Origin of the sequence: Flavobacterium fontis (assembly GCF_900129405.1) — a bacterium.
In the GTDB taxonomy this organism is placed as follows: domain Bacteria; phylum Bacteroidota; class Bacteroidia; order Flavobacteriales; family Flavobacteriaceae; genus Flavobacterium; species Flavobacterium fontis.
This window is the reverse complement of sequence record NZ_FQVQ01000012.1, coordinates 1-18,784: the sequence shown is the minus strand read 5'-3', so window position 1 is coordinate 18,784 and position 18,784 is coordinate 1. Positions and strand designations below refer to the sequence as shown.

Here is an 18,784-nt window from a genome sequence, read left to right as displayed (position 1 = left end):
ACCGGTTTTTGGTAGAATTGGTTACATTCGCTTTATGGAAAATTTACGCAATATTAACCCCGTAAAGGTGGATAAAACGACCTTGATTACTTTAGAAAAAGGCAAACTTCCTCCGCAAGCATTGGACTTGGAAGAGGCGGTTTTAGGGGCGATGATGATTGATAAAAAAGGAGTCGATGAGGTCATTGATATCCTCCAACCCGATGCGTTTTACAAAGAAGCACATAAGTTCATTTTTGAGGCTATTTTCCAACTCTTTACCGATTCCCAACCCATTGACTTATTAACCGTTTCGGCTCAATTGAAGAAAAACGGAAAGTTGGAAATGGCTGGCGGCGATTTTTACCTCATTCAGCTTACGCAAAAGATTTCTTCTTCGGCGCATATTGAGTTCCACTCGCGAATCATACTTCAGAAATACATTCAACGTTCGCTTATCAAAATTTCTTCCGATATCATCGAAGAAGCCTATGAAGACGCGACCGATGTTTTCGATTTGCTCGATATGGCCGAGTCCAAATTGTACGAAGTGACCCAAGGCAACATCAAACGCAGCTCCGAAACAGCGCAAAGTTTGGTGATGCAAGCCAAAAAACGCATTGAAGAAATTTCCAACAAAGAAGGATTGAGCGGCGTCCCTACCGGATTCCACAAACTCGATCAAGTGACCTCCGGTTGGCAACCCTCCGATTTGATTATTATCGCAGCACGCCCGGGTATGGGTAAAACCGCCTTTGTATTGTCTATGGCCCGAAACATTGCCATCGATTCCCAAAGTCCCGTAGCCGTATTTTCGCTTGAAATGTCCTCCGTGCAGTTGATTACCCGTTTGATATCTTCCGAAACCGGATTGTCTTCTGAGAAACTCCGTACGGGGAAATTAGAAAAACACGAGTGGGAACAATTAAGTGTTAAAGTGCGCGATTTGGAAAAAGCACCGCTTTACATCGATGATACGCCTTCATTGTCCATTTTTGATTTACGAGCCAAAGCCCGACGATTGGCGTCACAGCACGGTATTAAACTTATTATTATCGATTATTTACAGTTGATGACTGCCGGTGGCGCAGGGAAAGGTGGCGGAAATCGCGAGCAAGAAATTTCTACGATTTCACGGAATTTAAAAGCCTTGGCCAAAGAATTGGATGTACCCGTGATTGCCTTATCGCAATTGTCTCGTGCCGTTGAAACACGGGGTTCAAGCAAACGACCTTTGCTTTCGGATTTGCGTGAATCGGGAGCGATTGAGCAAGATGCCGATATCGTGTCGTTTATTTATCGCCCCGAATACTATAAAATTGAAGAATGGGATGATGATGAACAATCGCCAACGCAAGGACAAGCGGAATTTATCATTGCAAAACACCGTAACGGTTCGTTGGAAAATATACGTTTGAAATTTATCGGAAACCTCGGTAAATTCGACAACCTTGACGACTTTGCCAGCGGATTCAGTGATTTACCGTCCAAAATGAATGCCGATGATAATCCGTTTTTTACCAAAAATCTGCCTTCACCCAACGATGCTTTTGGTGGACCGCCACCCGCACTTGAAGATGATAGTGATGTTCCTTTTTAAAAAAATGCGAAAACAGGTAGAAATACCTGTTTTTTTTTGCCCAAAAAGTTATATTTATGTCATTAATCCAAAACCCTAAAAACACATGAAAGCAGAACCTGTAAATGTAATTCCTTTAGCTCAAGCACAAACCTGGGCTAAGCGTTGGCAAGAAGCCAGCTCCATTGATATCAAAGCGTTTTTGATTCCCGAAATTGACGTTACGCAAGTGCTCAACGAACCCAATGTTGAAAACCTTCGCGCTTATTTGGGCATCGATGACAACAATAATCCCAAGCTGATGATAGTGGGTGTCGATAAAAATGGGGTCGATTTAATCAATTACGATCAAGGGTTGTATGTTTATGACATGACTTCTCCCTGTCCCAAAAACTGCGATTATACCAGTCCGTTAATGGGGTAGTGGATGCTCGTTTTTATTAAACAACTTTACTATTTTATCCAAATCGGAGTCATTTTGGTGCTGTGGGTTCGTTTTTTTAAAACGTCTCGTGCACTACAATGGCTCACGATTTATGCGACAACGATGGGAGTGATTGAAACCTTAAATAAAGGGCTTTCTTCCCTTGGTATTCATAACCTATTTTTGTCGCATTTTTATTTTACATTCCAATTTTTGTTGCTTTCAGGGTTTTATTACACGGTATTGGAAAAGGCCAAACAAAGACGATGGATCCAAATAATGGTTCCCGTGATGTTACTTTTAAACGCCGTACCCTATGCCATAGATCCGCAACTATTTCACGATTTTAATCCCGTGGAGATTTATTTGTTGTCTATGCCCATCGTCATTTATGCTACGTTGCATTTGTACCAAATGTTGGATGGTGATAAAACCTTTTACTATTTTACCTTGGGCGTCGTTTTGTATGTCATGGGAAGTGCCGCCTTGTTTTTAGCCCATTTTTTAATGGTGAAAATAGCCTATGATTTTCCCTTTTGGCTGATTTCTGGGTTCAATCTTTTTTTGTACACCGTTTTCCAAATTTTCATGGCTTACCAAGTATATCAACTTTATAAATCAAACTATGGAACTTACGTGGAGTGAATCGACCGTTGTGCAAACCATTGTGTGGACATTTCTGGCGTTTTTGTCCATGGCCATTGTGCTTATCTTGTTTTTTTATTTTTCGCGAAAAAAAATCGTCGCTAAAGAAATCGAGAAACGAGAGTTGGAAGTGAATCATCAGAAAGCCCTATTACATGCAGTACTATTTACCCAAGAGGAAGAGCGTAAACGAATTGCGCAAGACCTACACGATGACATTAGTTCCAAACTCAACGTGGTTACCTTGCATACCCATTTACTCAAAACACCAAATTTAGAGGAAAATGAACGCCTAGAAATCATGGAAAATATCGAAACCCTAACCGGCAATGCTTTAGAAAGCGCCCGTCGTATTGCCCACGATTTGTTGCCTCCAGTTTTGGAAAAATTTGGACTACAAGCCGGTGTTGACGAGTTGGTCTTGGAATACAATACCACCCAAAAAGTTAGAGTTACTCGCACTGGCGATGGGTCTTTTGACGCCCTAACAACCGAAAAGCAATTGCCTGTTTTTCGTATTCTACAAGAGTTACTCCACAATTCTGTTCGCCATGGAAAAGCGTCCGAAGTTATCGTAAATGTTGAAACGCTTGCGACGCATTGGATCTTGAATTACCGCGATAATGGCTGCGGTTTTGACAGTAATGATCCCAAGGTACGCAAAGGATTGGGCTTGCGTAATATTGAAAGCCGCGTGGGACTCCTCAATGGAAAGCTTACGCTCAAGGCACAGCCCGGTCAAGGGGTGCATTATCAAATAACGTTTTCAAATGAAAAATAAGATAAAGATTCTACTCGCAGATGACGAGGAACTGTTTCGAAAAGGCTTGTATTTTTTACTGCAACGCGAGTCCGATATGGAGGTGATTTATGAAGCATCCAACGGACAACAAGTACTGGATTATCTTGAAAATACCGATACGTATCCCGATATCATTTTGATGGATTTAAAAATGCCCGACGTCAATGGAGTCGAAGCTACTCGGATGGTTCACAAAGCCTTTCCAGTTATAAAAACCATCGCATTGACGAGTTATCACACCCGTGCCTTTATTGCCAATATGTTGCATGTTGGCGCTTCAGCGTATTTGGTTAAAAATGCTTCTCCCGCGCTTATGGTCGAAACCCTGCGACAAGTATTTGAAAAAGGATTTTATTATACGCCCGAAGTCCTCGAAGTTATTCAGCAAGATATCGTTACGCAAACGCCCCGATTGCGATTTGCCACCGATGATTTAACCAACCGCGAACGGGAAGTTTTGCAATTGCTTTGTCAACAATTCAACACCCAAGAAATTGCCGACAAACTGTTTATCAGTCCCCGTACCGTTGAAGGCCACCGCAATAACCTCCTGCTGAAAACCGAGTCGCGAAATATTGCTGGCCTGGTCGTATATGCGATTCAAAATAAAATTGTCACCTTAGAAGGATTATAAAAAAAAACACCGACGGTTTAGCATCGGTGTTGAAGAATATCGGTTTTGGCGTACAACATTACTTGAGAATGGGCGATAGGAGCGTTAACTCAGTAAAAATTTAACCGATAAAACTAAATAGACCAATAATAAGATGAGGATGCAGCTCAAACCGAGTTTGGTGCCGACGCTCATATTTTTCATGGCGTTTTTCATTACAAATGGGGTTGGGTGGTTAATCATGATTCAAAATTACAATTCAGGTTTTAACTAGATATACGTATTTTTACGTGTTTTGTATCTCTTTAGAATTAACAAATCTTTGTTGCTTTCATAGCGTAGAAAACTGTAAATTCGAAACAAATTTAGAAGTAGTGGTATGAAAAAATGGGGCTCAATATGTGTAGGGTTGTTTTTACTTTGTGTAGGGCAGATTTACGCCAATTTTATTCTTTTACCCATGGACGATGTGTCGCAAAAAAACCATCTAAAAGCCTATGGGATTACCTATTGGGTGCTGTCCAAAGACTATAAAGCCAGCTGGCTCCTCAATTACCGTGGCGGATCTTTCTTACTTCCCGATGCGCCCGAAATTCGCAAAGAGTGTCAGATTCGCGGCGTCAGTTTTGAAATTCTCTCCGACGGCGAAGCCAACCAAATTCTGGAAGAGATTTCGAGTCCCTCCCAAAACATGGAAACGGTTGTGTTGGAAAAAGCCCCTAAAATCGCTGTCTATACCCCCAAAGGCAAACAACCCTGGGACGACGCCGTAACCATGGTGCTCACTTATGCCGAAATTCCGTTTACCCCAATCTATGACGAAGAAGTGCTTACCGATCAGTTACTTCTATACGATTGGTTGCACTTGCACCATGAGGATTTCTCGGGCCAATACGGTAAATTCTATGGCGCCTACCGCAATGCGCCTTGGTATATCGAACAAAAGCGTGAGGCCGAACTCTTAGCTGCCAAACTAGGATTCACTAAAGTTTCTGAAGCGAAATTGGCTGTGGCCAAAAAAATACGCGATTTCGTCATTGGAGGCGGCTTTATGTTTGCCATGTGCTCGGCCACCGATAGTTTTGATATTGCTCTGGCAGCCGAAGGTGTGGATATTTGCGAACCCATGTTTGATGGCGATGATAGCGATCCCAACTACCAAGCGCGTATCGATTACACCCGCACTTTTGCCTTCAAAGATTTTATCCTCGAACGCCGCCCCGAACGCTACGAGTTCTCCGATATTGATATGACCGAAAAACGTCGCGTACCTTTTGAAAAAGACTATTTTACGTTGATGGAGTATTCGGCCAAATGGGACGTGATTCCAAGCATGTTGTGCCAAAATCATACCCAATTGGTCAAAGGGTTCATGGGCCAAACGACCGCTTTCGACCGTGCGAACATTAAATCTAATGTGTTGGTCTTGGGCGAATGCCAAATTAATGAAGAAGCCCGCTATATCCACGGCCAAAAAGGGAAAGGCTTTTTTACTTTCTTCGGCGGCCACGATCCCGAAGATTACCGCCATCAAGTAGGCGATGAACCTACCGTTTTGGACCTGCATCCCACTTCACCCGGATTTCGTTTGATTCTCAACAACGTCCTATTTCCCGCCGCTAAAAAGAAAAAACAAAAAACGTAAAGACTCACAGAGACTCACAATTGTGAGTCTTTACAGGAGCACCCGTATCGTTTTCAAAAGCACCCTCCTCCCGTTTTCGCCCGTCGCTTTTCCGCTGCGCTACAAGAGCTCCAACAAGGGCTCTACCGGGGCTAGATACAACCTACCGTCTTTCAAAGGCATAAAAAAAATCCCAAATTCCAACTGAAAAACCAATTGGAATTTGGGATTTGGTCCCGAAACTTCGATAGGGAATTTTTCTATCTATTATTTTCTATCACATAATCCAATACCTTTTTCATGAGGTGTACCCGGTCTTTCCCCGTTACATTGTGTTTGTGCATCGGGTAGGGGAAGTAGTCGGCTTGTTTGCCCGCCTCAATCAATTTTTTAACCAAAGCCAAATTATGTTGTTCTACCACCACATCATCCGAAGTACCGTGAATCAGCAATAACTTTCCGGTCAAATTTTTAGCGTACTGACTCACATTAGCCGTAGCATAGCCCTCCGGATTTTCTTCGGGGGTGTCCATATATCGTTCGCCATACATCACTTCATACCATTTCCAGTCGATCACGGGACCGCCCGCAACCCCTACTTTAAACACATCGGGGTGACGTAACAGTAACGAAGTCGTCATAAAACCACCATAACTCCACCCATGTACCGCCAATCGATTAGCATCCACATAGGGTAGGGACTTTAAATATGCAATGCCGTTCAATTGATCGGCCATTTCATGATTGCCCAAATTGCGATGTATTACACTTTCAAAGGCAAATCCCCGATTGTCCGATCCGCGGTTGTCTACCGTAAAAACCAAATATCCTTGTTCAGCCATCCAATACATCCACAAATTAGCCCCCAAAAGGTAGGAATTGGTAATCATTTGTGCATGCGGTCCTCCATACACATACACCAATACAGGGTATTTTTTGGTAGGATCAAAATTACTTGGCTTGATCAAGCGCGTAAACAAATCGGTAACGCCATCGGCTGCTTTAATCGTTTTGATTTCAGCGCTTCCTAAAGCATATCCCTCATATTTATTGCTGCTCGTCATCACTACCGTCGCTTTTCCTTTGGCATTCCAAAGTACCGATTGTGAAGGAGTTGTGGCATTCGAATATTCATCAAATAACCACTGTCCGTCGGGAGACAAAACGCCATTGTGCACGCCAAGCGTAGTCGAAACCAACGTTTGCTTTCCTTTCAAGGTAACTTTATACAAGAGCATATTGATCCCCTGTTCCCCCGTAGCTTTAAAATATACTACTGTCCCCTCCGGATTCGCTCCGATGATTTCACGGGTGGGAAACTTATTTCGCGTTAATTGTTGTATCAATTTTCCATTCAAATCATAGTAATACAAGTTTTGAAAGCCATCCCGCTCACTAAACCAAATAAAGTCAGAGGATTGTGCCGAGGGGAAAAAAGCCTCATGCTCGGGTTCAACCCAACGCTCATGGGTTTCCTGTAGCAAAGTGCGCACAAAGGTTCCCGTAGCGGCTTCATACAAGTTTAAGTGCATTGTATTTTGCCCGCGGTTTAATTCGGCTACCAAAATATATTTTTCATCCGGTGTCCAAGATAAATTGGTCATATAATCATTCAATCCTCCACTTTTTGGGCGAATAAATACCGTTTTTCCCGAAGCCAAATGATAAATTCCTACGCGCACTTGCTCCGATGCTTGTCCCGCCATCGGATATTTGATAGGCATTAATTTTCCTGGGGTTTGGGTCATATCCAACAACGGATAGTCCGCCACTTGGGTCTCATCTTTTTGGTAAAAGGCAAGAAAAGTACTTTTGGGTGACCAAAAAATTCCGCCACTAATCCCAAATTCATTGCGCGAGACCGACTGTCCCGACACGATACCTGGGGAAGTCTCTTGTGTAACCGCAACGTCTTGAGAACCTGTATGCACATAAAGGTTGTTGCCTTTGGTGTAAGCTATTTTTTGTTTCGCCGCATCTGGAGTCGTGTTTTCCGCCTCTTCAGGAAGGGAGAAAAGCAGTTTTCCCGATTTTGTCACGCGATTGTATTGATAATACTTCCCGTTTTCGGTAACTAAAACATGACTATTATCGATCCATTGAAGTCCAAAAAAATTAGTGATTTTGGTCCCTAAAGCGGCATTCAGTTCCGCTAGCGTTATTCCTTCTTTGGCTTCAGTGCGCGTGGCAGACGCCTGCATCATTTTTGTCCACATAGTGGTGTAATAGACATAATCCGTTGATCCGGGGATCCATTGAAATCCCGTCATGCGATCGGCACCAAATTTTCGATTTTGTTGCAAGACGCTTTCTTCCAGCGTGATTGTTTTCAACTGGGCGGCACTCCATCCAAAAACCAAGAGCCATCCCAATACCATTCCAAATTTTTTCTTCATGTGTTTAGCGATTTGTGGGGTAAAAATACGGATTTCAGAGCGAAGTCTCTAGTGCCTCCTATCGCGAAATGCCAAAAAAAAGGACAACCGCTTCGTTGTCCTTTTCCTTTATTTTTTACAGGCTTGGTATTCTTTGGCAAGGGTGATTAAATTTTGTTCTATTTTCAAGTCCATTTCCCCTTTACGAAGGGAAGTGGCGGTTGCGGGACAAGCTTTGAGGTATTCTGCCAAAACAGGTGCCAATTCATCGGTGTCGCGTCGGTCAATCATCTGCCCTTTGGATTCGCTTTTGATTTTTATCACATAACGATCGGTTTCGACAGGATCTTGCAAGACCAAGATAGAATCTTCTTTGTAGATTAATTGATAAAAATAAGCGTTATCAAAACTGAGGTTCCCCATGTTTTGTAATTTTTTCATCGAGTCGCCTTTCACAGCCATGCCGTAATAAAATGTTTCTTTCCCTTGCTCTTGTATGCAAAAGTACGCGCCACTGTTGGCTTTAAACGATTTGGTGCGCTCCTGATTTTTGTCATTCTTGTACGTAATAGAAACGGTTTTCCCAAATCGATCGGCTGTGTTTTCAGGGAGTACTTGTCCGGTTTGATTGACATCCAACATTTGAAAATTAATACTCAAAATTCCAGTGTATTTCACCCCTTCTTCATCTATCAAATATCCCGGTTTTTGATAAATATTAACGCTGCGTTCTTTGGCTAAATTGATTTTTGCTTGTTGTAATTGCTGTTGTTCCATCTTCGCTTGATGGTTCAACATATACCCACGACTTACTAAGTCACACAAAAATTCATACAAAAAGGTACTGTTGGTGTTGTTATACTGACTTTTGATATAAAAATCATAGTTTTTACCATCATAGGTTTCAATACGGTATTTGTAAAAATCCATAGCCGTATTGGACAAACGCGCTACCGGTATGCCATCCAAGTCATACACAGTCACATATTGATTGACGCCATTGCCCACCACATAAGGTTTGGCTTGAATACTGCCGACAATCGTTAATCGACCGTTGAGGTTCATTGTAATGCTGTTGTCGGCTTTTATTTGTGGATTTAACGAACTTTTTACTTGTTGAACTTTGCGTTTTTGTTCGTCGGCTTCAAATTTTGCTGAGGCCACGATTTTGCCATATTTTTCACTCAAGGATTCTCTTGGCGTATCAAAAAATGTTTTCAGTGCCTCTTCGTTGATGCCTTTTTCATTGATTAGATTGTATTTGACAGCCAATAAGTGTACAATAATGCGATCCGAGTTAAAAGCGGTAATCAATACTTCATACGGAATTTCTGTTTTTTGTTTTCCATCGGCCGAGGTTATTTCCAACCAATTGTAAATTTGCATTTCATTGGCGTTTAATCCTTTGTAGGCTACAGTAAATCGTTTTTCACCGCTCAAAGAGCCAATTTCCAAGTGGTCGCGATACGGTTCTTTGACGGTCGCTACTTCCACTTTATCCCATAAAATTTTGTCTTTCTTCAGTTGAATTTTTTGGGCCATAGTGGTCAAGCTCAAGCTCAAGCACCACAATAGAATACATTTTTTCATTTTCTTGATTTTCAGTAAAGATACATTTAAAATAGTAACATAAAAAAACCGATGCGTAAACACCGGTTATTTTAATTTATTTCAAGAGTGACCTAACTTTCTTGTTCTTTGTCCAAATATTCTTGGACAATTTCTATGGCATTGGTCACCACATCACTCAAAGCGGTGATAAAACTTCCTTCTTCAGCCGTACTGATAGCGTGTTTGATCGCCTCGGTTTCTTTCGTGATGATTTCGTGGGTAACATGTGATCCACTTTCTTGAATGCCTTCCATGATGAGTCCGATAATCTCCTCCTCTGTGCGGCCGCGTAAGTGTTTTTCTTGTCGAATGATAATATGATCAAACATGCGTGCAGCAATTTTGGCACATTCTTTAATATCCTCATCTCGTCGGTCGCCAACGCCAGCAATAATGCCAATTTTTTTGGTGGCTTCTACATTGGTTAAGAACTCTTCAATGCCACGGTAGCCCGCAGGATTGTGCGCAAAGTCGATCATGACTTTGAATTTTTTAAACTCAAATATATTCATACGACCCGGTGTTTGTGCCGCGCCCGGAATGAATGTTTGTAGCGATAGACTGATGTCTTCTGTTTTAAATCCATGAAGATAGCCTGCTAGCGCAGCGGCCAAGACGTTGGCAATCATGAATTTGGCTTTTCCCCCCATGGTCAACGGAATATGCGTGGCACGTTCTACACGGATTTTCCATTCCCCGCGTTTGATGGTGATGAATCCATTTTCATAAACCGCAACAATCTTTCCTTCTTTTGAAAGTTCTCGGACTTTGGGACTGTTTTCATCCATCGAAAAATAGGCAACTTGGCAACTTAAATCCTGTGCAATTTTCATACAATGCTCGTCGTCGGCATTTAATATTGCCCAACCGTCTTTTTTTACACTGCGTACTACTACACTTTTTACACGCGCCAAATCATCCAAAGTATGAATATCTTGGAGTCCAAGATGATCTTCTTGAATGTTGGTGATGATAGCAATATCACAACGGCTAAAACCCAAACCTGAACGAAGAATTCCCCCGCGTGCGGTCTCTAGAACTGCAAATTCCACCGTGGGATCTTTTAAAATGTATTCGGCCGAAATGGGACCCGTCGTATCCCCTTTTTCCATCATGTGGTTTTGCACATAAATTCCGTCAGAGGTGGTAAATCCCACACGGAACCCATTGTTTTTCACCATGTGTGCAATCAAACGGGTTGTTGTTGTCTTTCCGTTGGTACCTGTAATCGCAATAATCGGAATGCGCGAGGGTTTTCCAGGGGGGTACAACATATCAATTACTGGAGCGGCTACATTTCGTGGCAATCCCTCGGAGGGCGCTAAGTGCATACGGAATCCTGGAGCTGCATTGACCTCCAAAATACATCCTCCCGTTTCTTTAAGGGGTTGTGTTAAATTGGGCGCCATTATATCAATTCCACATACATCCAAGCCGATAACGCGAGAGATGCGTTCACACAAGAAAATATTTTCCGGGTGCATCATATCGGTCACATCGACCGAAGTTCCCCCTGTGCTGAGATTGGCAGTAGATTTTAAATACACAATTTCATCTTTGGCGGGAATGGTATTCAAATCATAGCCCTTTTTGGTTAACAAATCGGTAGTATCGCGATCCACCGTAATTTCGGTCAATACATTTTCATGGCCATATCCACGTCGAGGATCTTTATTGGTTTCATCGATTAATTGTTGAATGGTATTCACGCCATCGCCTTTCACATGAGCCGGCTCGCGCAATGCTGCAGCTACAAGTTTATTGTCAATCACCAATACGCGGAAATCAAATCCTGTGATAAATTTTTCAACGATAACTCTTCGGCTGTAGTTTTTGGCATGAGCGAGTCCCGCTTTGGCATCTTCTAAATTTTGTACATTGATGGAGGCGCCTTTGCCATGATTTCCATCCAAGGGCTTGATGACAATGGGAAAGCCAATTTTTTTGATGACCATTTCCAAATCTTCCTCATCCACACAAATGCCCCCGCTGGCTACGGGTATGGAGGCCATGTCGAGCATGCGTTTGGTTTCTTCTTTATTGCAAGCAATGTCTACCGCAATATTGCTCGTTTTGCATGTAATGGTGGCTTGAAAACGCATTTGGTTTACCCCATATCCCAATTGTACAAGGGAATTAGTGCCCAAACGTATCCAAGGAATATCGCGGGCAACTGCTTCATCTACGATACTTCCGGTGGATGGGCCGAGTCGAACGCGTTCGCGAATTTCCCGCATTTTTTGAATATCGGCTTGCACATCATAGTCGGTTCCTGCAATGAGCGCTTCAGCAATGCGCACAGAAGCTTCGGCGGCATACATCCCCACACTTTCTTCGACATAACTGAAAACAACATTATATACACCCGGTGTTTTGGTTTCGCGGGTGCGACCAAATCCGGTTTCCATACCGGCTAGGGTTTGAATTTCAAGGGCAATATGTTCAATGACATGGCCCATCCAAGTCCCACGATCAATGCGGGAAAAGAAGCCACCGCGCACACCTTCAGAGCAGCGGTGTTCAATCATGGTAGGAAACATGGCTTCGATGCGTTCGCGAAATCCTGAAATTTTATTGGTGGGTTTTTCTTCCATGTCTTCCAGGTCGAGACGCATTTGGATTAATTTTTTGCGTTGTACACTCCAAATGTTGGGTCCACGTAGGGCCTGAATCTTTTCAATTTTCATAAAACAAGGGTCTTGGGTTGAATTTAGCTAACGAATTTGTTAAAAATAACGAATTATTTTTTTGATTGTATTATTTGATTGCGAAAAAATAAATATTACAAACTATACTTCTGAAATTCAGTAAAATGATTTTTGCTCTTTTTCCCTTTACCGTGGAAAACTTGGGGAAAACTCCTGCGGTAAATCTGTAGAAAACGTTTGCGAAATGTGATGAAATGGTTATTTTTACCCGCATGAAAATACTAGGAAAATTGATCATTATCGGGGGGGCAGTAGACAAAGGAAGTTTTACCGAAACCGATTTGGATACGACAGCACCTCAAAACTTGAACTTCTTTGAGGAAGGTATTTTAAAACGTATCATCAAAGAGTCCTTACACAAAGAAAATTCGCGTATCGAAGTGATTACCACAGCTTCGAAGATTCCAAGACAAATTGGACCCGAATACGTGAAGGCTTTCAATTACTTGGGAGCACACAATGTGGATGTATTGTATATCGAAAAACGGGAGCAAGCGATGGATCCCGAAATCATTCAGCGTTTGCGCGATGCGGATGTGGTCATGTTTACTGGAGGTGACCAATTGCGTTTGACCTCCATTTTAGGAGGAACACCGTTTCACGATTTGTTATTGGATAAATACCGCAACGAGCATTTTATTTATGCGGGAACTTCAGCGGGTGCAGCAGCCGCTTCCAACAATATGATTTACCAAGGAAGTAGTAGCGAAGCCTTGTTGAAAGGGGAAGTGAAAATTACTTCGGGATTAGGACTGATCGATGATGTCGTGATTGACACGCATTTTGTACAACGCGGTCGTATCGGACGTTTGTTTCAAGCCGTCGTTGGGAATCCCAAAGTATTGGGGGTCGGACTTGGAGAAGATACGGGTTTGTTTATCGCCAATGGCAAACAGATGGAAGCGATTGGTTCCGGACTGGTTATTTTGGTGGACGGACGTGAAATTAAGGATACCAATTTGACACAAGTCGAATTGGGGCAACCCATTTCCATCAACCATTTGGTGACCCATGTGTTGAGCAAGAACGATACTTTTGATTTGGACACGTTTAAAATGACCATCAAATCCTCACAATACGTTTAATTTTTTATATAGTAAAGGTTTTAACTTTACACGAGGCTTTAGCCGACTGATGTAGCGAAGCGAAATAAACCTTTGACTTGAAACTTTAAACCTGAAACCTGAAACTTGAAACCTGAAACCTGAAACTTGAAACTTGACACGAAGCTTTAGCCGACTGATGTAGCGAAATAAACCTGAAACCTGAAACCTGAAACTTGAAACCTGAAACCTGAAACTTGAAACTTGACACGAGGCTTTAGCCGACTGATGTAGCGAAGCGAAATAAACCTGAAACTTCTCCATGAATCCCACACGAATCATCATCCACGGCGGATTTTTTTCAGAATCGTCCACCAGTTTGGAGACGAAAATAGCGAAACAAGAAGCACTATTGCGTATAGTGAAACAATCGTATGCTTATTTGCAAACCCATTCGGCCCTGGAAGCTGTGGTGTATGCCGTTTCGTTATTGGAAGACGATGCCTTGTTTAATGCGGGAATTGGCTCCCAGATTCAAAGCGATGGTAAGATTCGCATGAGTGCCTCGTTGATGGATAGTGTAACGATGAAAATGAGCGGTGTGATCAACATTGAAGAAGTGAAAAATCCGATTCAAGTGGCGCAACATTTACTGGCGGTAGACGATCGAATCTTAAGTGGGGAAGGCGCAACGGCCTATGCGCGAGCTAACGGTTTTGAAGCCTTTTCGACCGAAATTCCGCAGCGTCGAGCTGAATATGAAGCCAAAGTGGCTGCTTCCCGTTTGGGAACGGTTGGCTGTGTGGCTTTAGATGCAGAAGGACGCATCGCGGTAGCCACGTCTACGGGAGGGAAAGGATTTGAGTTGGTGGGTCGGGTTTCCGATTCAGCGACGGTGGCGGGGAATTATTGCAATGCCGACTGCGGAGTGAGTTTGACCGGAGTAGGCGAAGACATCGTTTCAGGAGCCGTAGCGGCTAAGATTGTGACCCGCGTGACCGACGGCTTTACGTTGGAAAAAGCATTTGAAAAAACCTTTGCTGAGTTAACACCGTTTGACGGATTTGCGGGAGCGATTGCCATTACCAAAGACGGAAAAATGTTTCATCAAGATTCGCATCCGAGTATGGTGTTTGCAAGTTATGATGGTGAAAAAGAGGAAGTTTTTCAATAAGAAGAAAGAGTAAAGAAGCAAGATAAAAGAAACTCCGATGGAGCAACGGGGTTTCTGTTTTATACGGATTTGCGTGAAGGATCGCAGCGGCAGCCCGAAGGTGGAGCAGGAGCTGAACCGCACGGCTACAGCGGAGAGCCTGACAGCGGCGGAAGTATGGAGCCGGTGGGGCACGCCCAAAAATAAAAAATCCCAACCTTACGATTGGGATTTGATATAGTGAGTAAATTGAATCTGGTTGTACAAACGTTTTTATTTTACTTTATTCACGATAGCTTTGAAAGCTTCTGGGTGATTCATCGCTAAATCAGCCAATACTTTACGGTTCAATTCGATACCGTTTTTCTTTACTAATCCGATGAATTGTGAGTAACTCATTCCTTCTAAACGAGCTCCAGCGTTGATACGCTGAATCCATAAAGCGCGGAAGTTTCTCTTTTTCTGCTTTCTATCACGGTATGCATATAGCATTGCTTTTTCTACCGCGTTTTTCGCAACTGTCCAAACGTTTTTACGACGGCCAAAGAAACCTTTAGCCTGCTTCATCATTTTTTTTCTACGTGCTCTTTTAGCAACTGAATTTACTGATCTTGGCATAATTTTTTAAATTTTTTTGAAGTAGGCGCACAATTGAATGTGCTTGATGGGCCCAGCTCCAGGGTTATGAAATAATTTTAACCGTAAAGGCAATTATACAATACGTAATTGCTCTTTTACACTACGCTCGTCACTTGGGTGAACCAAAGCCGCGTGCGTTAACGCCAATTTGCGTTTTTTAGACTTTTTAGTCAAAATGTGACTTTTAAAAGCGTGCTTTCTTTTGATTTTACCAGAACCAGTCACTTTAAAGCGCTTTTTGGCACTGGATTTTGTTTTCATTTTAGGCATAATTTCCCAAATTTATTGCGATTCAATTTACTCAATTTCGTACCGCGACGACGGTTGCTTCAAATACTTTCGTAGCATATACGTCGGTTTAGCGGAATTATTTTTTCTTTTTGGGTGCGATGAACATAATCATTCGCTTTCCTTCCAATACGGGTAGCGCTTCCACTTTTCCGTGTTCTTCCAAATCTTGCGCCAAACGCAGCAACAAGATTTGACCTTGTTCTTTATAAATGATCGAACGTCCCTTGAAGAAGACAAAAGCTTTTAATTTCGAACCCTCTTTTAAGAACTTTTCGGCATTCTTCTTTTTGAATTCGTAATCGTGCTCATCGGTTTGTGGGCCAAAACGAATTTCTTTAACCGTAATCTGCGACGATTTGGCTTTCAGTTCTTTTTCCCGTTTCTTTTGTTGGTACAAGAACTTGCCATAATCCATCAATTTACATACCGGCGGATCGGCATTGGGTGAAATCTCCACCAAATCCACTTCCAATTCCTCGGCCAAGCGCAAGGCTTCCGTGATTTTGTAGACTCCGGGTTCAACGTTGTCGCCAACTAAACGAACCTCCTGCACACGAATATTCGTATTGATACGGTGTGCGTCTTTTTTTTCTTCGCGAGGTTTGTAACTACCTCTGTTATTTCTAATTGCTATGGCTTTTTTATTTTATCCTGTTGCCAGGGGGTTATACTTCAAATGATTTTAATGATTTTCCGATTTCTTCTTGAACAAGTCCAACAAAATCTTCAATAGACATCGTACTGTTTCCTTTGCCTTCTTGTCCATGACGGCGAACAGAAACGGTTCCGTTTTTCTCCTCTTCTTCACCCACAATCAACATAAACGGCATTTTTTGCATCTCCGCTTCACGAATTTTCTTACCAATCGTTTCGTTGCGGTTGTCAATTAGGGCGCGAATTTCGCTATTTTCCAGCAAACTTAAAACTTTTTGCGCATAATTTTCATATTTCTCACTCAAAGACAGGATGATAGCTTGTTCGGGCATCAACCAAAGCGGGAAATTTCCAGCCGTATGTTCGAGTAAAATCGCGATAAAACGCTCCATAGATCCAAATGGCGCACGGTGAATCATCACCGGGCGGTGTAACTTGTCGTCTGAACCTTTGTACGTTAGTTCGAAACGCTCTGGTAAGTTGTAGTCCACTTGGATGGTTCCCAACTGCCAGCTGCGACCCAAGGCGTCTTTTACCATGAAGTCAAGTTTCGGACCGTAGAAGGCTGCTTCACCACTTTCAATGACATAATTCAGTCCTTTATCGCGGGCTGCATTGATAATAGCGTTTTCTGCTTTTTCCCAATTTTCAACACTTCCAATGTATTTGTCAGGGTTGTCCAAGTCGCGAACCGATACCTGAGCCGTAAAGTTTTCAAAACCTAACGAACCGAATACATACAATACTAAGTCGATTACTTTTTTAAACTCCGAATCCAATTGTTCGGGCGTACAGAAAATATGGGCATCGTCTTGAGTAAATCCGCGTACACGAGTCAAACCATGCAATTCCCCCGATTGCTCGTAACGGTAAACAGTACCAAATTCGGCATAACGCTTTGGTAAGTCTTTGTACGACCAAGGTTTGGTGTTATAAATTTCGCAGTGGTGCGGACAGTTCATGGGTTTTAACAAAAACTCTTCGCCTTCTGCTGGCGTATGAATGGGTTGGAAACTGTCAGCGCCGTATTTGGCGTAGTGTCCCGAAGTCACATACAATTCTTTTTGTCCAATGTGTGGCGTAACTACTTGCTCGTAACCCGCTTTCTTTTGAGCGCGCTTCAAAAACTGCTCCAAACGATCGCGTAATGCCGCTCCTTTAGGTAGCCATAAGGGTAGGCCCTGTCCCACTTTTTGAGAAAAGGCAAACAATTCCAACTCTTTCCCCAATTTACGGTGGTCACGACGTTTCGCCTCTTCTAGTAATTCCAAATACTCAGTCAAGTCTTTTTGTTTCGGAAACGAAATACCATAGACACGAGTCAACTGCTTGTTCTTTTCATCTCCACGCCAATAGGCGCCTGCCACACTCATGATTTTCATCGCTTTGATTAAGCCGGTGTTCGGAATATGTCCCCCACGACATAAATCAAAGAAATTCGAGTGGTCACAAAAGGTAATCGTGCCGTCTTCCAAATTGGAAATCAATTCGGTTTTATATTCGTTGTCTTTGTATACCGCTAAAGCCTCTGCTTTGGAAACCGAACGCATTTTGAATTCATGCTTCTCACGGGCAATCTCCAAGACGCGGTCTTCGATTTTTTTGAAATCAGCATCCGTGATTTTGTGCTCCATAAAATCCACATCGTAGTAAAAACCATTGTCGATGGCGGGTCCGAGGGTCAACTTTATGCCAGGGTAGATTTCTTGCAAGGCCTGCGCCATCACGTGTGAGGTGGAATGCCAAAACGCTTTCTTTCCCTCCAAATCGTTCCACGTATACAATACCAAGCTGCCGTCCGTAGTCAAGGCCGTTTCGGTTTCCACCGTGGTGCCGTTAAAAGAGGCCGAAATCACATTTCGCGCCAATCCTTCGCTAATACTTTTGGCCACTTCCATCGGAGTCACACCCGCGGAAAACGCCTTAATCGAACCGTCTGGTAAAGTAATCTGAATCATTCCGTTTATTTTAATGGAGTGCAAATATAAGGTATTGCACGTGTCCCTACAAACAATGCTACTATAATAATAGGGATGTATTTTTAGGCAGCACTGTGTTTTCGGGTTTTATTGTATGCGGGTTCCCGTGCTATGCTATACCGGCCCCTTGGGGCTATCGCCGGGGCAGGGTACCGCGTCGCCCGGGGCTGTGTTGTGCGCTTACTGCTTCAGAAGAAGGCCTTACGCCTCTGCTTTTAAAAAGCCAAAACCAAAAAAAGTCGCTTTTTTCACGAAGTTTTTGGAGTGTTGTATTTTCAAAAACCACCCCCAACTCGGCCTTTGGAGTGGATTTTATCCTCGAGAACCCGCTTTCTTTAAGGTGTAAGTCTTTGGAAACAAGCCGATAGAAAAAAAGATAGAAAAAAGAGCGCTTTTTTTTTGGATATAGGGTGCATAGGTTTCTATATTTGCACTCCCAAAACGGAAGTGATGGGGATTCGGGATGGTAAAAGATTTCGAAAAAAAAGTTGCAAAAGTATTTGTCAGATTAAAAAAGAGTTTTACTTTTGCACCCGCTAACCGAGAGAGGTTAGTTAGAATTGAGAAGATAAGTTCATAGACATATTGGATTGACAGCAAAAATTAAGAGAGAGTAAGGCTAATCGATATGGATTAGAATTAAGCTAGAACCCGAGTCAAAAAAA

The 18,784-nt window shown here is 42.7% G+C and carries 15 protein-coding genes; 8 read left to right on the top strand and 7 right to left on the bottom strand.

The features are described from left to right. The first annotated feature begins 34 nt into the window (after positions 1 to 34). The 6 genes from dnaB to BUC17_RS10010 all read left to right on the top strand — a co-directional run bounded on the left by dnaB (position 35) and on the right by BUC17_RS10010 (position 5,687). Complete coding sequence (gene dnaB / locus BUC17_RS10035) at positions 35 to 1,579, top strand: replicative DNA helicase (RefSeq protein ID WP_073363925.1); 1,545 nt, start codon at positions 35 to 37, stop codon at positions 1,577 to 1,579. Between the two features lie 85 nt (positions 1,580 to 1,664). After that, on the top strand, positions 1,665 to 1,982 hold the full coding sequence (locus BUC17_RS10030; RefSeq protein WP_073363922.1) for a hypothetical protein: 318 nt from the start codon (positions 1,665 to 1,667) through the stop codon (positions 1,980 to 1,982). Positions 1,983 to 1,985: 3 nt separating this feature from the next. Next, the gene (locus BUC17_RS10025; RefSeq protein WP_073363921.1) at positions 1,986 to 2,627 is read left to right on the top strand and encodes a hypothetical protein; all 642 of its coding nucleotides are present in this window, start codon (positions 1,986 to 1,988) and stop codon (positions 2,625 to 2,627) included. Then, on the top strand, positions 2,608 to 3,408 hold the full coding sequence (locus BUC17_RS10020) for a sensor histidine kinase (protein ID WP_073363919.1): 801 nt from the start codon (positions 2,608 to 2,610) through the stop codon (positions 3,406 to 3,408). Before BUC17_RS10025 ends, BUC17_RS10020 begins: the two co-directional genes overlap by 20 nt. Next, a complete protein-coding gene (locus BUC17_RS10015; protein ID WP_073363918.1) occupies positions 3,398 to 4,063 on the top strand; it encodes a response regulator transcription factor in 666 nt (221 codons plus the stop codon). Before BUC17_RS10020 ends, BUC17_RS10015 begins: the two co-directional genes overlap by 11 nt. Before the next feature lie 358 nt (positions 4,064 to 4,421). Then, positions 4,422 to 5,687 (top strand): asparagine synthetase B, encoded by a 1,266-nt coding sequence (locus BUC17_RS10010; protein WP_073363917.1) that lies wholly within the window; start codon positions 4,422 to 4,424, stop codon positions 5,685 to 5,687. Positions 5,688 to 5,926: 239 nt separating this feature from the next. Here the strand turns inward: BUC17_RS10010 and BUC17_RS10005 are convergent, their stop codons facing one another. From BUC17_RS10005 to cphA, 3 genes are all read right to left on the bottom strand, one after another. Further along, on the bottom strand, positions 5,927 to 8,062 hold the full coding sequence (locus BUC17_RS10005; protein ID WP_073363915.1) for a S9 family peptidase: 2,136 nt from the start codon (positions 8,060 to 8,062) through the stop codon (positions 5,927 to 5,929). A gap of 108 nt (positions 8,063 to 8,170) precedes the next feature. Continuing rightward, positions 8,171 to 9,631 (bottom strand): hypothetical protein, encoded by a 1,461-nt coding sequence (locus tag BUC17_RS10000; protein WP_143161777.1) that lies wholly within the window; start codon positions 9,629 to 9,631, stop codon positions 8,171 to 8,173. Positions 9,632 to 9,723: 92 nt separating this feature from the next. After that, positions 9,724 to 12,339 (bottom strand): cyanophycin synthetase, encoded by a 2,616-nt coding sequence (cphA, locus tag BUC17_RS09995; protein ID WP_073363911.1) that lies wholly within the window; start codon positions 12,337 to 12,339, stop codon positions 9,724 to 9,726. Positions 12,340 to 12,572: 233 nt separating this feature from the next. On the opposite strand from cphA, the gene BUC17_RS09990 reads away from it, so the two are divergent. Both BUC17_RS09990 and BUC17_RS09985 read left to right on the top strand, forming a co-directional pair. Further along, entirely contained in the window at positions 12,573 to 13,445 is an 873-nt protein-coding gene (locus tag BUC17_RS09990; RefSeq protein WP_073364079.1) for a cyanophycinase, read from the top strand. A gap of 280 nt (positions 13,446 to 13,725) precedes the next feature. Further along, positions 13,726 to 14,577: an isoaspartyl peptidase/L-asparaginase gene (locus BUC17_RS09985; RefSeq protein WP_073363908.1), complete on the top strand. Its 852-nt coding sequence runs from the start codon at positions 13,726 to 13,728 to the stop codon at positions 14,575 to 14,577. A 252-nt stretch (positions 14,578 to 14,829) separates the two neighbouring features. Here BUC17_RS09985 and rplT read toward each other — a convergent pair whose 3' ends face one another. The 4 genes from rplT to thrS all read right to left on the bottom strand — a co-directional run bounded on the left by rplT (position 14,830) and on the right by thrS (position 18,098). Next, positions 14,830 to 15,174, bottom strand: coding sequence for a 50S ribosomal protein L20 (gene rplT / locus BUC17_RS09980; protein ID WP_073363906.1), 345 nt, complete (start codon positions 15,172 to 15,174; stop codon positions 14,830 to 14,832). 93 nt (positions 15,175 to 15,267) lie between these two features. Further along, entirely contained in the window at positions 15,268 to 15,465 is a 198-nt protein-coding gene (gene rpmI, locus BUC17_RS09975; RefSeq protein WP_073363905.1) for a 50S ribosomal protein L35, read from the bottom strand. Between the two features lie 97 nt (positions 15,466 to 15,562). Further along, the gene (gene infC, locus BUC17_RS09970) at positions 15,563 to 16,114 is read right to left on the bottom strand and encodes a translation initiation factor IF-3 (RefSeq protein ID WP_073363903.1); all 552 of its coding nucleotides are present in this window, start codon (positions 16,112 to 16,114) and stop codon (positions 15,563 to 15,565) included. 37 nt (positions 16,115 to 16,151) lie between these two features. Then, a complete protein-coding gene (gene thrS, locus BUC17_RS09965; RefSeq protein WP_073363901.1) occupies positions 16,152 to 18,098 on the bottom strand; it encodes a threonine--tRNA ligase in 1,947 nt (648 codons plus the stop codon). Positions 18,099 to 18,784 lie beyond the last annotated feature (686 nt).

What these genes read in the sequence shown, in the direction of transcription:
- rpmI (WP_073363905.1), bottom strand. Translation starts at nt 15,465, where the DNA reads ATGCCTAAAATGAAAACAAAATCCAGTGCCAAAAAGCGCTTTAAAGTG.
- BUC17_RS10015 (WP_073363918.1), top strand. Translation starts at nt 3,398, where the DNA reads ATGAAAAATAAGATAAAGATTCTACTCGCAGATGACGAGGAACTGTTT.
- BUC17_RS10005 (WP_073363915.1), bottom strand. Translation starts at nt 8,062, where the DNA reads ATGAAGAAAAAATTTGGAATGGTATTGGGATGGCTCTTGGTTTTTGGA.
- BUC17_RS10025 (WP_073363921.1), top strand. Translation starts at nt 1,986, where the DNA reads ATGCTCGTTTTTATTAAACAACTTTACTATTTTATCCAAATCGGAGTC.
- BUC17_RS10000 (WP_143161777.1), bottom strand. Translation starts at nt 9,631, where the DNA reads ATGAAAAAATGTATTCTATTGTGGTGCTTGAGCTTGAGCTTGACCACT.
- BUC17_RS10020 (WP_073363919.1), top strand. Translation starts at nt 2,608, where the DNA reads ATGGAACTTACGTGGAGTGAATCGACCGTTGTGCAAACCATTGTGTGG.
- dnaB (WP_073363925.1), top strand. Translation starts at nt 35, where the DNA reads ATGGAAAATTTACGCAATATTAACCCCGTAAAGGTGGATAAAACGACC.
- BUC17_RS10010 (WP_073363917.1), top strand. Translation starts at nt 4,422, where the DNA reads ATGAAAAAATGGGGCTCAATATGTGTAGGGTTGTTTTTACTTTGTGTA.
- BUC17_RS09985 (WP_073363908.1), top strand. Translation starts at nt 13,726, where the DNA reads ATGAATCCCACACGAATCATCATCCACGGCGGATTTTTTTCAGAATCG.
- cphA (WP_073363911.1), bottom strand. Translation starts at nt 12,339, where the DNA reads ATGAAAATTGAAAAGATTCAGGCCCTACGTGGACCCAACATTTGGAGT.
- BUC17_RS10030 (WP_073363922.1), top strand. Translation starts at nt 1,665, where the DNA reads ATGAAAGCAGAACCTGTAAATGTAATTCCTTTAGCTCAAGCACAAACC.
- thrS (WP_073363901.1), bottom strand. Translation starts at nt 18,098, where the DNA reads ATGATTCAGATTACTTTACCAGACGGTTCGATTAAGGCGTTTTCCGCG.
- rplT (WP_073363906.1), bottom strand. Translation starts at nt 15,174, where the DNA reads ATGCCAAGATCAGTAAATTCAGTTGCTAAAAGAGCACGTAGAAAAAAA.
- BUC17_RS09990 (WP_073364079.1), top strand. Translation starts at nt 12,573, where the DNA reads ATGAAAATACTAGGAAAATTGATCATTATCGGGGGGGCAGTAGACAAA.